The 13,951-nt window shown below is 37.1% G+C and carries 13 protein-coding genes and 2 pseudogenes; 12 read left to right on the top strand and 3 right to left on the bottom strand.

Features of this window, described 5'->3' with window-relative positions:
- Positions 1-9: 9 nt before the first annotated feature.
- Complete coding sequence (pstB, locus tag ACWPWY_RS17215) at positions 10-768, top strand: phosphate ABC transporter ATP-binding protein PstB (protein ID WP_454192943.1); 759 nt, start codon at positions 10-12, stop codon at positions 766-768.
- A 124-nt stretch (positions 769-892) separates the two neighbouring features.
- Here pstB and ACWPWY_RS17210 read toward each other — a convergent pair whose 3' ends face one another.
- Complete coding sequence (locus ACWPWY_RS17210) at positions 893-1,231, bottom strand: KGG domain-containing protein (RefSeq protein WP_454193881.1); 339 nt, start codon at positions 1,229-1,231, stop codon at positions 893-895.
- 418 nt (positions 1,232-1,649) lie between these two features.
- On the opposite strand from ACWPWY_RS17210, the gene sdaAB reads away from it, so the two are divergent.
- Positions 1,650-2,327 carry an L-serine ammonia-lyase, iron-sulfur-dependent subunit beta gene (sdaAB, locus tag ACWPWY_RS17205; protein ID WP_454192942.1) on the top strand — a complete coding sequence of 226 codons (678 nt, stop codon included), beginning with the start codon at positions 1,650-1,652 and terminating at the stop codon, positions 2,325-2,327.
- Between the two features lie 2 nt (positions 2,328-2,329).
- Positions 2,330-3,249 (top strand): annotated as a pseudogene (sdaAA, locus tag ACWPWY_RS17200) (L-serine ammonia-lyase, iron-sulfur-dependent, subunit alpha).
- Positions 3,250-3,344: 95 nt separating this feature from the next.
- Here the strand turns inward: sdaAA and ACWPWY_RS17195 are convergent.
- Positions 3,345-4,356, bottom strand: a pseudogene (locus tag ACWPWY_RS17195) (LLM class flavin-dependent oxidoreductase).
- A gap of 735 nt (positions 4,357-5,091) precedes the next feature.
- Between ACWPWY_RS17195 and ACWPWY_RS17190 the strand changes: the two are divergent.
- The 6 genes from ACWPWY_RS17190 (at position 5,092) to ACWPWY_RS17165 (ending at position 9,932) form a co-directional block, all read left to right on the top strand.
- Complete coding sequence (locus ACWPWY_RS17190) at positions 5,092-5,340, top strand: hypothetical protein (protein ID WP_454192941.1); 249 nt, start codon at positions 5,092-5,094, stop codon at positions 5,338-5,340.
- A 76-nt stretch (positions 5,341-5,416) separates the two neighbouring features.
- Positions 5,417-6,127, top strand: a complete 711-nt coding sequence (locus ACWPWY_RS17185; protein WP_454192940.1) for a cytochrome c biogenesis CcdA family protein — start codon at positions 5,417-5,419, stop codon at positions 6,125-6,127.
- Between the two features lie 229 nt (positions 6,128-6,356).
- Positions 6,357-6,626: a hypothetical protein gene (locus ACWPWY_RS17180; protein ID WP_191799811.1), complete on the top strand. Its 270-nt coding sequence runs from the start codon at positions 6,357-6,359 to the stop codon at positions 6,624-6,626.
- Positions 6,627-6,684: 58 nt separating this feature from the next.
- Positions 6,685-7,209, top strand: coding sequence for a hypothetical protein (locus tag ACWPWY_RS17175; RefSeq protein ID WP_454192939.1), 525 nt, complete (start codon positions 6,685-6,687; stop codon positions 7,207-7,209).
- 1,466 nt (positions 7,210-8,675) lie between these two features.
- Positions 8,676-9,029, top strand: a complete 354-nt coding sequence (locus ACWPWY_RS17170) for a hypothetical protein (protein ID WP_160037225.1) — start codon at positions 8,676-8,678, stop codon at positions 9,027-9,029.
- Between the two features lie 351 nt (positions 9,030-9,380).
- Positions 9,381-9,932, top strand: coding sequence for a hypothetical protein (locus ACWPWY_RS17165; RefSeq protein WP_454192938.1), 552 nt, complete (start codon positions 9,381-9,383; stop codon positions 9,930-9,932).
- Positions 9,933-10,734: 802 nt separating this feature from the next.
- On the opposite strand, the gene ACWPWY_RS17160 is transcribed toward ACWPWY_RS17165, so the two are convergent.
- On the bottom strand, positions 10,735-11,109 hold the full coding sequence (locus ACWPWY_RS17160; protein ID WP_191805249.1) for an EGFR-like transmembrane domain-containing protein: 375 nt from the start codon (positions 11,107-11,109) through the stop codon (positions 10,735-10,737).
- A 305-nt stretch (positions 11,110-11,414) separates the two neighbouring features.
- Here ACWPWY_RS17160 and ACWPWY_RS17155 point away from each other — a divergent pair, with 305 nt between their 5' ends.
- From ACWPWY_RS17155 to ACWPWY_RS17145, 3 genes are all read left to right on the top strand, one after another.
- On the top strand, positions 11,415-11,726 hold the full coding sequence (locus ACWPWY_RS17155) for a hypothetical protein (RefSeq protein ID WP_454192937.1): 312 nt from the start codon (positions 11,415-11,417) through the stop codon (positions 11,724-11,726).
- Between the two features lie 842 nt (positions 11,727-12,568).
- Positions 12,569-13,042: a DinB family protein gene (locus ACWPWY_RS17150; RefSeq protein WP_454192936.1), complete on the top strand. Its 474-nt coding sequence runs from the start codon at positions 12,569-12,571 to the stop codon at positions 13,040-13,042.
- Positions 13,043-13,478: 436 nt separating this feature from the next.
- Positions 13,479-13,775: a hypothetical protein gene (locus tag ACWPWY_RS17145; protein WP_160037232.1), complete on the top strand. Its 297-nt coding sequence runs from the start codon at positions 13,479-13,481 to the stop codon at positions 13,773-13,775.
- Positions 13,776-13,951: the final 176 nt, after the last annotated feature.

Here is a 13,951-nt window from a genome sequence, read left to right as displayed (position 1 = left end):
ACAGCTGTAATGGCACAACAACCATTTAGTACAGAGGATCTAAGTGTTTTTTACGGGGATAAAGAAGCAGTGAAAAAAATCAGTATGGAGTTTCCTGAGAATACAGTTACGGCACTGATTGGTCCATCGGGATGCGGGAAATCTACCTTTCTTCGTTCTTTAAATCGGATGAACGATGAGATTGCGGGTGCTCGAGTTACTGGCCATATATGGATGAACGGGAAAGATCTGAATGCGCCAGGAACCGACGTAATCAAACTTCGTCAACAAATCGGAATGGTATGGCAGAAGCCGAATCCTTTTCATAAATCGATCTATAACAATATTGCGTTCGGACCTAAGTATCGCGGAGTGAAGAACAAGAAGCAGCTCGATGAGATTGTGGAGAAAAGTCTTCGTCGTGCAGCGCTATGGGATGAGGTAAAGGATCGACTTAAAGATTCAGCCCTGGCACTATCCGGTGGGCAGCAGCAACGTTTATGTATTGCTCGTGCATTATCGGTGGAGCCGCAAATTCTTCTGCTCGATGAACCAGCATCTGCACTCGATCCCGTATCTACGGGGAAGATTGAAGAACTAATTACCGAACTTAAAAAAGAATTACGTATTGTCATCGTGACTCATAACATGCAGCAGGCAGCACGGATTTCAGATTATACCTCGTACTTCTACATGGGGAATCTGATTGAACGTGATGTTACAGAAAAAATCTTTTCTAATCCGGCAAATCAGTCTACCCAAGAATATATTATGGGACGTTTCGGTTAAGAGTATCCTATACCCACTGGCGATTTTCGAGTTTTCGTCAAAAACATGACAAGGCCAAGGTCACCTATTCAAGGTTACCTTGGCCTTATTGTCATATCAGCTAATGTGATAATTTTGTTTGTAATTAGTTTTTGCGAGATCTAGCTTGTCCGCCTTTGCGGCCCGCTTCTTCACGGCTCATTTTACCGTCATTACCATCTTGGTCATTGTTACCGCGTGCGTTTCCGCCTTTGCTGCCAATCTCTTGATAGAATTCTTTGTCATGATTCTTAGCTGTAGCTTCTCCACCTTTTTCACCAATTTCTTGGTAGAACTCGCGATCATGGGAATCGGAAGTGGCTTCTCCACCTTTACTTCCAATCTCCTGGAAGAATTCGCGGTCATGATTTTTAGAAGTAGCTTCTCCGCCCATACGGCCAGCCTCTTCGCGACTCATTTTTTCGTTTTTGTTGTTTTGTGTCATCATTAACCTCTCCTTATCTGATTGTAGTATAGTGTGTTACATTCTATATTTAACCCCTTCTCCAGGAATCAAACAGGCTATAGTCAGCAAGTCTGAGGAAATTTGCAACATCATATTACGAAGAAAGCTGCATGCTGCATAGAAGGAATGCGAGGCGGGAACAGTAGGGAAAATAAATAAAAATATACGGATATATAACTTGGATAGATCCTTTTGTATGATGGATGTCAGAGTTATTATTGACACCGCCAACTTATTTCGATTAATCTGAGTATTGCTATATTGGTAAGTGGCGAAACATTCAAATACCAAGGACAGAGAAGAGTGATATGCCCTTCTTCTGTCCTTTTTTGCGGGAGATGGCAGGTAATTCCTGTAGTCTTCACGTGTAATACATGCACACATGGGGGAGTACAACATGAGATTTAAAGACGTTTTTTCTATTATTGGACCCGCAATGACAGGACCATCGAGTTCTCATACAGCAGGAGCGGTTAAGCTTGGACGAATTGCTCGTCAGTGGCTTGGAGAACAACCAGTCCAAGCGAAGATGACGTTATATGGTTCTTTTGCGGATACATATCAAGGTCATGGTACCGATCTAGCTCTTCTAAGTGGTCTAATGAGTATGGCTACCGATGACCCCCGTATACCTGATGCAGAAGAATGGGCAGAGAAACTTGGCATGCAATACGAGATTGTGACAAGCGGACTTCCCGCTGCCCATCCCAATACAGTGAAATTTGAATTAAAGGCAAACGATCAGACCTGTTCCATGATGGGAGCTTCGATTGGAGGCGGCAGCGTTGTCGTATCTCATTTAAATGATTTCCGAGTACAGCTGACGGGGGATTTCCCTGCGCTTGTCCTTCGCCATATCGATAAATCAGGAATGATTGCTTCGGTCACTTCGATCATCAGTGAGTCGGGCGTTAATATTGGCTTTATGCAGGTCGACCGAAAAGCAAGAGAGGGCGAAGCATTAACCGCGATGGAGCTAGATACCGTTCCTTGTCCTGAGGTGCTGGCGAAACTTATTCAGCTTCCAAATGTTTTGGATTGTAAAGTAATTGACTTGAAAAAGGGGCTAATGTAAGGATGCGTTTTAAACATCTAAGAGAACTTCATGCCATTTGTACCGAGGAAAATAAGACACTTGGCACCTTAATGATTGAAGAACAAGTAAAGGAAACAGGAACTTCTGAGGCTGAAGTGGTTCAACAAATGGCAGACTATTACGAAATTATGAAACAAGCAGTTCATAAAGGGATGACAGAAGATACAACTTCTAGAAGTGGTCTTACTGGCGGGGATGGTCAGCGTGTTCGTGACTATTTGCAAAATAACCAAAGTTGTTCAGGAGATGCTTCCACTCTTGCGATGGCATATGCACTCGGCGTATCCGAAGTGAATGCATCTATGGGGCGAATTGTTGCCACCCCTACAGCCGGCTCGGCTGGAATTATTCCAGGTGTGTTTCTTAGTGCACAAGAACGGTTTGGCTGGAGTGATGAGCATATGGTGAATGGACTGTTTTGTGCCGGTGCAATTGGATATGTGATCGCGAATAACTCCTTTATTTCAGGTGCAGAAGGAGGTTGTCAGGCCGAAGTGGGTTCGGCCATTGGAATGGCAGCTGGTGCGATGGTTGAGCTGCGCGGAGGAACTCCTGAGCAGGTGGTTCATGCGGTAGGTATTGCACTGAAAAACACACTGGGGCTGATCTGTGATCGGTAGCCGGACTTGTTGAGATCCCATGTATTGTTCGAAATGGTTTAGGCGCGGTAACTGCACTAGCGGCAGCAGATATGGCGCTGGCAGGTGTAAGAAGTGCAATCCCTTCTGATGAAGTGATTGATGTGATGTTGGAGGTGGGCAGTGCGATGCCAAGTCGTCACCGAGAAACAGCGCAAGGTGGTCTTGCTCAAACGCCAACAGGACGGAAAATCACCGAAAATTTAGCTAAGCCAAAGAAAACAACACAAGACACGGAAGTTAGCTCTAGAGAAAAACAATAAATAGGAATAAAGAAAAAGGCCGGAAGCGAAACGATGAAAGTTTCGCCTTCCGGCTTTTTATATATAGATTATTTTGATTTTAATTGCAAAGATGATTATTTATTCATCAGTTCTCCAAGCAGTTTAATCGAGTGGAGTCTCGCCTGATGATCATAGATCGGTGTGGTCATCATGAACTCGTCTGCCTCCGTTTGAGCAAGGAAACGTTCGAGTTGTTCCCGAACACTGTCTTGACTGCCAATTACTGAATAGCTGAGCTGGTTTTGAACGATCGCTTTCTCCTGCATGTTCCAATCGAGCTCTTCTACCGGCGGCCGCATCAGTCCAAAACGTCCGCGAATCATATTTAGGAATTGTCTTTTATGGGAAGTGGATAAGTAATGAGCCTCTTCATCTGTATCAGCGACAAAAGCGTTTAGAGCAACCATAGCATAAGGCTTATCGAGTACTTCAGATGGTCTGAAACTTGACCGGTAAATATCAAGCGCAGGCGACAAGTAATCTGGTGCGAAATGGCTTGCAAAAGAGAAAGGAGACCTTTTGTCCCGCAAGTTCTGCACTGAAACCGCTCGAACCAAGCAACCAAATCGGAATGTCTAAATCACGTCCAGGATAGGCATGAACTTGCATAGACGAATTGGATGTCGGGTGGAAGTAATTCTGCAGTTCTTCAAGACGCGGAAAATCTTGTCCGTCACTGCCAGGTCCTCGGCGCAGAGCGCGTGAAGTCAGCTGATCAGAACCGGGAGCTCGTCCAAGTCCAAGGTCAATCCGACCAGGAAATAGAGATTCGAGTGTACCGAACTGTTCGGCAATGACAAGCGGAGCGTGGTTAGGGAGCATCACGCCTCCTGAGCCGACGCGAATTCGTTTGGTTCCGCCTGCGATATGGCCGATGACAACCGAAGTAGCGGAACTTGCGATTCCTGGCATATTGTGATGTTCTGCAAGCCAGAATCGGTTATATCCCAATTCATCGGCTAGTTTTGCAATATCCAGGGAATTTTGCAGTGCCGTCTGGATGTTAGATCCTTCCGTAACCGTGGCTAAGTCAAGGATAGAGAAAGGAATATCTTTTAATGATTTTCCTTGTGTTTGTGATTCCATGTTCATATGTGTTCCTCCTGTACGCTAGGATTGTTTATCCCTATATATAAGTCATTTGTGTTTATAAAAAACGTAATTTAACTATTATAACATAAAATATAGATATATATATGTATGTGTGATACTCCCCAGATGATATCAGGACGGTGTCCCGTAGAAATCGATTATGGATTAAGCTCATCGGGAACGCCTACAGTGATGACCTCAAGTGTCTTATAGTTAATAAGGAGAAACACTTCTATATCTGCATCTTCTGCCAAATGTCCATAGAGCCCCACGTCCGTCCCGAGATCGGGAGGATTAAACTTGTGGCCCGTAAATTCAACGTTGAGATCGTATTTTTCTCTAAAGTACGTATTCCTGCTTCCATAGCCTTGTTAACAGCTTGAGCATTTTCGCGAGAGTTAGAACTGGAGCTACAACCTCCCACAATTAGGACAAAACAAACAAAAATAAATATGATCAAATGCTTACTTTTTAGTATAGTGTCCACTTCTTACATCTATCATGATATGGGTATATTACTATATTTTAAATTTAAGAGTGAATATAGGAAGTTGATTTTTTTTTGAAAACCTACATTTCAGATGAGATGTACATGAATTTTTCCAAGCTTGCATATCAAGACGTTCCGGAGGGATCTGTCCTCCCGGAATTGGAACCTTGGAAAGTTGTCGACCAACGCACTTGCAGGTGGAGGTTACAGTTATTTGATTAAGCTAACCGGCAGTTTAGTTGAATGAAGAATTAATCGTAACTTTAATAATAAAATTAACGTTAAGTGGTAAAGAAGGAAGGGAGATGAAATTGAGCGAAGTCAAAATACTATCGGTAGACCTCAAAAGAATTAGCTATTTAGTTGAGTGGGAAAATGAAGAAAATTGTGAGAAGGGTATCGATTCTGTCTACGAAGAAAGTGGAGCGATTGAAATGATTGAGGCTTCAATCTGTTATGAAACTGTTGTTTTCAAAGGAGAAAAATAGGGGAATGAAGATAAATAAACCTTGAATAAATCAAAGGGATGACCGTAGAATAAAATGCCATTAAAGGAGAATTACATTGACTAGTTCAGTTACTATTTGGCTTGCGTTTAGTGGTGGGATTCTGGCCTTCATTTCTCCATGTACTCTTCCACTGTATCCATCCTTCATATCGTTTATAACTGGATTATCCGGAAAAGATATACAAGAGAATAAAAGTTTGAATTTATCAAAAGTTATATTAATTAATTCTACCTTATTTGTTTTAGGGTTTTCGATTATATATTATGTTCTTGGCTATTCAGCAAGTTTAATTGGGAACTTTTTCTACGATTATAATGATCTTATCCGAATGTTAGGTGCGATTTTCATAGGTATTGTAGGAATGTTTTTAATTGGTATATTTCAACCTAAAGTTCTGATGAAAGAATTTCGTATTCCTTTTATAAAAACGAAAAACAGTTCACTAACTGCTTTTCTTGTTGGTATTATTTTTGCCGCAGGGTGGACACCTTGTATTGGTCCCATTTTTGCAACGATTATGTATGCATCCGTTTTATATCCAGGTCAAACCTTCATTAATATTACTGCTTATACTCTAGGATTCGGGTTGCCTTTTATCTTTATGGGTTTTTTTGTAGGAAAGACAAAATGGGTATTAAAATATAGCTCTATTCTAATGAAAATTGGAGGAGCACTACTTATTTTAATTGCGATTTTGCTATACACGGACAAATTTATTTATTTGAATATATGGTTTCAAAAAGTAACAAATGGTGGATGGGGATAACAAAGCTTCCCAACCGTTGGAATGTGGTTTCAGTAGAATTGTATAAAAAATTGAACAAACGATTCTGAACATTCAGCTAACGAAAAAACGATAGTTGAACACAGCAGGAAGCGACTTGCCAGTTGGAACGCTCTCTCTTTAGTTATGCAAACGAGCAGTTTAGTTGAATGAAGAATTATTTGTAACTTTAATAATGAAATTAACGTTAAGTGATAAAGGAGGAAGGGATATGAAAGGGATTGCTACAATGTTTATCTTTCTGATTTTTATTATAAGTGGTTGTAATACTGCAGAATTAAAAGTAGCAGAAGAACAAGCAAAATTAAGCGTTATTGAACAACATACTAAACACATCGGCAAAGTCAAAATACTATCGGTAGACCTCAAAAGAAATAGCTATTTAATTAAGTGGGAAAATGAAGAAAATTGTGAGAAGGGTATCGATTCTGTCGACGGAGAAAGTGGAGCTATTGAAATGATTGAGGCTTCAATCTGTTGAAAGTATTCTTATAAGTAGAAAGCATTGTTATTGAATTTAATAGGGATTGGAGAGGGAAATGAGTAATTTAATACGATTTGGTCTAATTGTCATTTCATTAATTCTTACTTTAATCGGATTTTTAAAACTATCCAACAGTCCAAAAGCTCAAGACTCAACAAGTGAGTATATAAGGTCGGTAGGAGGAAGTTTAGATACAAATACATCAACTAACGAAAAAACTTATTTAAAAAAAGGAGTTAAGGCCAACGTGAAAACGAAAAAGGATATATTATTTCTTCTAATTGCATTAATACTGGCAGTAATTATCTTACTAAGTTTTTGGTTTTACTCTAGTAAAGCTTATTATCCAACGCTTCCTTTTGAAGGTATATCAAAGAAAGAAGTTGTTGAAAAATTGGATAAGAGTAACAATGAACTAGTTGAATTATCAAAAGTTAATGGATTTTATTGGCTCGGTTATAGCGGAAATCAACAAGAAGGAAGAGACAAAGTCATAAGGGAGATGGAGGATCAAGGGTTAAAGTATGACTCTTACGAGGGTTCTGGGATATTTTTGAAGGTGAAGGAAGGATTATTATAACAGGGCAGATGTGGACTACCAATTATGTATTATACAAAGTGCCAGCAGAAAGTTATTTAGGTGCAGGGGATCATTAAATTCACAACTGGTTAATTACGCTAACGAAAAAACAGATTTTAGGATGGTAATATTGGAGATTTTATAAGTTTCACTGTCACATGTAAGATAGGCTCTTATTGTTGCTAGTGGATTGGGGATTTCAATGTAGATTAATCAAAATAAAAAAGGAGGATTCAAATAAATGAACAAAAAATTTTTAGCGAGTATCATAACAGCGGCATTATTAGTCGGTGGAAGCACATATACTTATACAACTTTCGCATCGAAGCTAACTACAGTTCAAACGTAGCAGAAAAATCAACTTTAGAAAATACAGAGATACAAGAAGATCATAATGTAACAATTAAGCCTATTTCTACAGTGCCAAATGATCAAATACACATACCGTTGGATTTGGCTAATCCAAGTGTGATTGAAAAGTATTCCGCGGACATAACAGATGATAATCCGATTAGTGAATTATTAGGTAGTTATACAACAGACTATGGAGATGACTCTATCGAAGTTAGTGCAAATTATATTTTAGAAAGCGGTTCTGCTGTAGATTTTATCCAAGTTCCTTTAAATATAACTCTGAAGAAGCAGTTGATTTCTATACTTCCGGTGTATACTCAGATGCAGAAATAACAACTGGAGAGGTTAATGGATACAAAGTTGTATATGTTAAGGGAGAAGCAAGTAAGGCTATTCATATGATGTCTGAAAGGTATGCCTATACTATTAATACTGTTTTTGATGATGTAAGTATTGAGTACCTAGAGGAATTAGCAAAACTTATCACAGAATAACAGATGAAATTATGGGCTTTTTCTTCAGTGCTTTGAGCAAAACTTAAATAGCTTAAATGTTTTCTTATGTACATGTTTGTAAAACAAATTAAATTCAGCTTGCATGTTTATCTCTAGAACCTTGATTTACATATCAGGGTTTTTTATTAGGGTGCTGTTGACTACTATATTCGTTATTATCCTGACATTGAAGACGAAGATTGAAACTCATGGCATGGTAGAGTGGTGGACAGATAATAATTTCGAGAATGGTTTATAAACAGGGCGGTGGCTTCCTTGATTAATCTGAAGGATTTTGATGACTTAAGCGTAGTTAACAAGCTATTATCTGAATGCATGTGTTCTGATGAAGAATAAAATGATTGAACTAACGAAAAAACAATAGTTGAACATAAAGGGTTTCACATATTAGTCATGACTAATATGTGAAACCCTTTAATATATCTATCTTTCTTAAATTAAGGTCTTGATAAACTGAGAAAATAAAGTTGTAGACTGGCGCTGCGTTAAGCAAACGGGCAGAGCTTAGACTTTTAAGGATAAAAGAGGTTTTGTGGTATTATATGTAATTATGGGTTGTAAAATAAATGGATTAATTGAAAATGGAGGATTCAAAATATGGAACGTAAAATTCAATTAATGGAAACCTACATAAATATCGACCTTGGAAACTCACCCTTTTTAAAATTAGATAAAGGGTTGCAAATTCCATACTCTTCAATTAAGGGAATAACAACAGGTAGACCGATACCAAATGCTTTTAAACTATATGGTGCTTTATTAGGAGGAATGAGAAATGGGTTATTTAGAGCAAAGGGTGGTTATCAACTGCACTTTTTTGAAAATGAGCTTAAAACTCTTCATTTAGATTTGAATAGCTTTCAAGTTGGTAAGTTCAAAATATCGAAGTTGATCATTGGTGTTGAAAATCCTGAAGAAATAAGTAAAAATATTTCCGAAAGAGTGAAGTGATAATTTGTTGATGAACTGTTCTTTGAACTAACGAGAAAACGTTAGTTGAACACAGAAGGAGCGACTAGCCAGTTGGCGAATGCTCCTTTTGTTATGCAAACCGGCAGGATAATATAGCGCGTAATTACTGCCGATTCTTCTGATGAGTGAAGGAGTATGCAAAAAGACTGCCAGATAAGTGGCAACCTAAACGTGAGAAGATTGCTATGAATTCGACAGACCTGCGATCCTGATCCGCGTTACCTTTTATCATAATTTAATTATACCAAATAATGTAATAATTACCAGTCTGTTATAAGTTTTAAGAAGTAGGTATAATCCATATATCCCTTCGAAAAGGTTGGTGGAAAAATGGATATTTATGAAAAATTTAATCAACTAGTTAACGCTAACGATAGTATCGAAATAATTGACCTCCTTCATGATTTCAAGAAATCGAAGAAGCTATCATTAGATGAAGAAGGCTGGGTATATTGGAATCTTTCCGATAACTATGCTTTACTAAGGAACACGAATGATTTGTACCAGAATCACTTAGAGTTTGTTAACTGGGGGAAGACAGCATTATATCCTGAAAAACTCCACTGGTTAGTATCAGATGCTACACAAGCATTAACTTTGTCCCTAGCCGACCATTTCAATGAATGGACTGAATGGTATCTATACGCCTGTACACATTCGAATAGATCGCGTGAAAACCGGGCTGTGCGCTTTGAAAGTCATCGAACCGTCATTGCATCCTCAGTAACATTAAAAAATATACAAGTACTCGATATTGCTCTTGAAAATATGCTGAGGTTAATTCACGAGGACGATACTTGGCAGAATCTTCTTTTCTCAAAAATTGCATATTTTTCGTTACTCTTGGAACGGAATTATTTACATCAAGATGAAGAGGGATAAATTCAATTATTTCTTGTATATATCAATTACTTCCAACACATTTGGATGAAATTTGCTCGATAGAAAATGTTGAAACAGCACCACCATTGTTGGGAAGTTGGAGTCAACTAAACTATTCCCGGACTTCAAAGCGATCATTACTCATCGCTCTAAATAATTTGGGATGCTCATTTACTAGAATAGAAAAACATGAAGATTCTCTAAGGATGTTTGGACTTGTGTTAGATAACGGACATAAACTGAACTCTTACGGTCTTGCAAAATACTTATCTTCACTATGGATAACAGAAGGAGATAAAGACACTGTTATGAACCGATTCTTGGAGATAAACGAAACAGGTCAAAGCTTTTCTGATTTAACAAATTTCGAACCTGGATTAAAGGAATTAGTCGTTTAAGATAATTACGGACGTTTCAAAAAATGTACTGAAAACGTTACGCTAACGAAAAAACGTTAGTAGAAACAGCAGGGAGCTGACTTGCCAGTTGGCAACTGCTCCCTTTTAATTATCAAACCGGCAGAAGGGACATTAGTTGAATGAGAGTTCTTAATGATATGTCTCATGAGCCAGTAAATTTATAGTGTTAGATCTACTTTATTACCTCTGCCACTAGTACAGTTAAAAAAGAAAAAGCACAATCCTTCCGGCTAAGAGAAGAAAGCGCTAGGGCAACAAATACACTATTTGTCACTCTTATAACAGTTGCACTATTTCATACCCACTTGCGCTCTACATTCTTTGTATCTGTTTATGTATAAGTAATAGATAATAAAAATTATATATTATACAATCTAATATTTTTATGGAAAATTTTTATGCTTAATATCTGTTCCAGTCATTCCAAGTTGTTCAATTTTATTTTCATCTTCATCAACTATTTCATAATAATAAATAGTATCGGGTGTATCTGAGAATACAACTAAAACTTGATATCCTATTGCTGTTTTATCTTTATCCTTTGGTTTTCTTTTTGAATTAACACTTAATATATCACTCTCCGAATACCCTTTCTCCTCAATTAAGTAATCTTTAACCTTTTCCTCAGTATAGGCAACAATCTCTGGATCACTCTTCGGTGGAGTGTTAAGAAGGTGAAAAACATAGAACACAAAACCAATTACAAGAATTAAAAGCCCTAGAACAACTCCGCCACCAATCATCATTATTTTCTTCAAAAAATTCTCCTTTATCTAAAATCAATTAATATATATTAACAAATCGCTTCTAATAAAAGTATAATAAAACTAGCAATAAATAGAATATTATTACATAAAAAAGATAGAAAGTTATTTATCTCAGAAGGATAGCCCGTTAACTGTGTTTTTTGTGAATTATTATAAAATAATGTTGTGCTAATATAAATTTACAGAAGCTGACTATAATGGACTAACAATACTCTTATCTTCGTTCAACTAACGAAAAAACGATAGTTTAAGGCGTGTTTCTATAACAACAATACAAATAAATTGGGGTGCGTTTGTTGGGTTTAGATATTATGTTATGTGATTCAAATGGTAATGAAACTGACTATGTAGAGATATCGTATGAGTTGCATACTCAAATTTTCTATAATATTAACAAGGAACTCTGGGGTAAAACGAAATATGTTCGAAATTTAAAACATTATTATTTAGCGAAAGGTAATTTTAAAGGGTCTGAGGTTGAAGAATTTATTCAAGAATTGAATACTCTAGTCCCTTTCCTTGACAAAAGATATCAGGATCAACTAATCAATATAATTAAAAAAACAAAACATCTTCTTCCTTACAACATTATAATTGCAGGTGACTAATAAGATCTGCTTTTTAAAGATCTTCGTCAGTTAATTCATTCAACTAACGGAAAAACGATAGTTGAAACAGCCGGAAGCAGTTTGCCAATTAGCGACTACTCCTGGCTCGTTATGCTAACCAACAGCAAGTTAGTTGAAGGAGGAAATTCAATCTATTTAAAGAAGCTCTTTTAAATAGAGGTTCTAAAGTAGGGGTTGGATAGGAACATGATAAAAATTGATGAAGAGTTTAATAGTCTATTATCTAAGAGGAACTCAGGTAATGTTACTTACGGTTTTGAATTAAGAAATATTTTTAATAAAGGAGATATATTACAGGGGTTTTAAAAAGATGGGCCATCATACAGAGAAGATACAGGATAACTGGAGAATTGTTGATAGAGATTATGCTAAAAGATTCTAACTTATTCTTTTTCCGAAAACATAACACATGATATTGAATTGAAGACAAAACCGTTGGCAAATGATCTCAGTGATTACTTTTTAGATAAATTCCAGACAGAAGCCACTTTCTATACAAATGGGAATTTTGAATTGAATTCTGGCTACTTTAAGCTCTCTTCTTGGACGACGATAAATGACTCCTTATGGAGTACGATGGATACGGGAATAGTTGCATTGGATAATATACATATTGGTATCCTTTGGGTATCTGACCCTTTATAATTGGAGCAATCACGTCTGAATTTCACGTTCAACAAACGGAAAAACGATAGTTTAATTAGAAAAAGTAAGCAACCGATCAATAGAACCGATTGCTTTTTCTTTAAGTACTGGGCAGGATAATTCAATAAGTTATCGAATTACTGGTAAATAATCCAGAATGTAACGGAGGTATACGTGTGAATCAAGACTTTAATCGAGAGTGGTTAGTAAACAAGTTTGATGAAATTCGCGTAAGAATTCTTAAAGCTACAAGTCAGTTAGATGATGAACAACTCAACTGGAGACCTAATGAAGAAAGCCACAGTATATCAACACTTATTAAGCACATTGAGGGGAATATTAAGGAAAGAATCTTAAAGGGAATATTACATCAAGAAATCCAGAGAAATCGCGAGGAAGAACTGACTTATACTTTTGTTAAGAAGTATGATTTGGAAAAGATAATTGAAGAACGGCTCCGATTCGTTATCGAGATGATTAAAACCATGCCCAATGAGACATTTGAGCAAAAACAAATGGTGAGGAAACGGGAAAGAACCAATCTGGACATGTTGCATCAATGCGCTACGCATTTTTCTGAACACATGGGACAGATCTTCTATATTGCAAAACAGTGTTTAAAAGAGGATTACAAATCCACATCATTGTAGTTTCTTAGGCACTTGTTGCGCTAACGGGACACGAGTAGCGACCGATCAATGCGATCCGGCGCTTTTCTTTGAACGATAGTTGAATAAATAATAAATAAAAGACGGCGACCAATCGTGGTTGTCGTCTTTTCAATTACGAGCAGAATAGCTTAATGAAGATTCAGAGCCGGAGAATCATCTGATTATGTTCGTTCCAACCAACGCTCTACCCACTTTAGGACAGCCTATGTGTTTCTTGTCTTTTAACTGAATTCTAGATGTAAATTTCTGTATTGTGATTGGAGGTTATTTTCCTATATAGTTAATGCTTCAAACTGCCTAACGAAACCAAAAATTACAACATTCAGGATTATCGGAACCATATGATCGTTTAAGATTCTACAAAATCCATCGTATATTTTTTATGCCTAATTAGCTATATGAGGAGGTGAAATTTATGAGAGAAAAATTAAATTTATGGTCTTTCTTCCTTTCAATAATTTGTTTAGTTTCATATTTGACAGTCTATAGTTGGGCAGAACTCTATAGACTTATTGGTGAAATATCTGACCCGGACGCCGTGAATATTGTTTACGTTCTTTCGTTGATAACTTTAATCCTTGGAATAATAGGACTAACAGGTAAGAAAAATTTAAAGTCTGTTTCAAGAGGAATAGTAACTATCTTAATCACATTCAGCATAACAGGATTACTGAGCTTCTTGATGTGGATACAACAATCTTTCTTATTTTAATGAAGTAATTGCTTCTTAAAGGCTTTATAATGAAAAATCGCATAAAATCGGAGGCAACTGATTGAAGATTAACCTTAGCGTAATTAGCTATGTAGCTTATCTATTAGTTACATCGACCACATCATTCTTTTTTTACTGGGTATTCAAGATATGGATAGCAATGGGGCGATTCACAG

It is taken from the genome of Paenibacillus sp. Marseille-Q7038 (assembly GCF_965111595.1).
The sequence above is the reverse complement of the archived record's forward strand: the minus strand, read 5'-3'. Positions and strand labels throughout refer to the sequence as shown.

Coding starts and splice junctions, on each gene's coding strand:
- ACWPWY_RS17170 (WP_160037225.1), top strand. CDS start 8,676: ATGGAACGTAAAATTCAATTAATGGAAACCTACATAAATATCGACCTT.
- ACWPWY_RS17145 (WP_160037232.1), top strand. CDS start 13,479: ATGAGAGAAAAATTAAATTTATGGTCTTTCTTCCTTTCAATAATTTGT.
- ACWPWY_RS17165 (WP_454192938.1), top strand. CDS start 9,381: ATGGATATTTATGAAAAATTTAATCAACTAGTTAACGCTAACGATAGT.
- pstB (WP_454192943.1), top strand. CDS start 10: ATGGCACAACAACCATTTAGTACAGAGGATCTAAGTGTTTTTTACGGG.
- ACWPWY_RS17175 (WP_454192939.1), top strand. CDS start 6,685: ATGAGTAATTTAATACGATTTGGTCTAATTGTCATTTCATTAATTCTT.
- sdaAB (WP_454192942.1), top strand. CDS start 1,650: ATGAGATTTAAAGACGTTTTTTCTATTATTGGACCCGCAATGACAGGA.
- ACWPWY_RS17210 (WP_454193881.1), bottom strand. CDS start 1,231: ATGACACAAAACAACAAAAACGAAAAAATGAGTCGCGAAGAGGCTGGC.
- ACWPWY_RS17180 (WP_191799811.1), top strand. CDS start 6,357: ATGAAAGGGATTGCTACAATGTTTATCTTTCTGATTTTTATTATAAGT.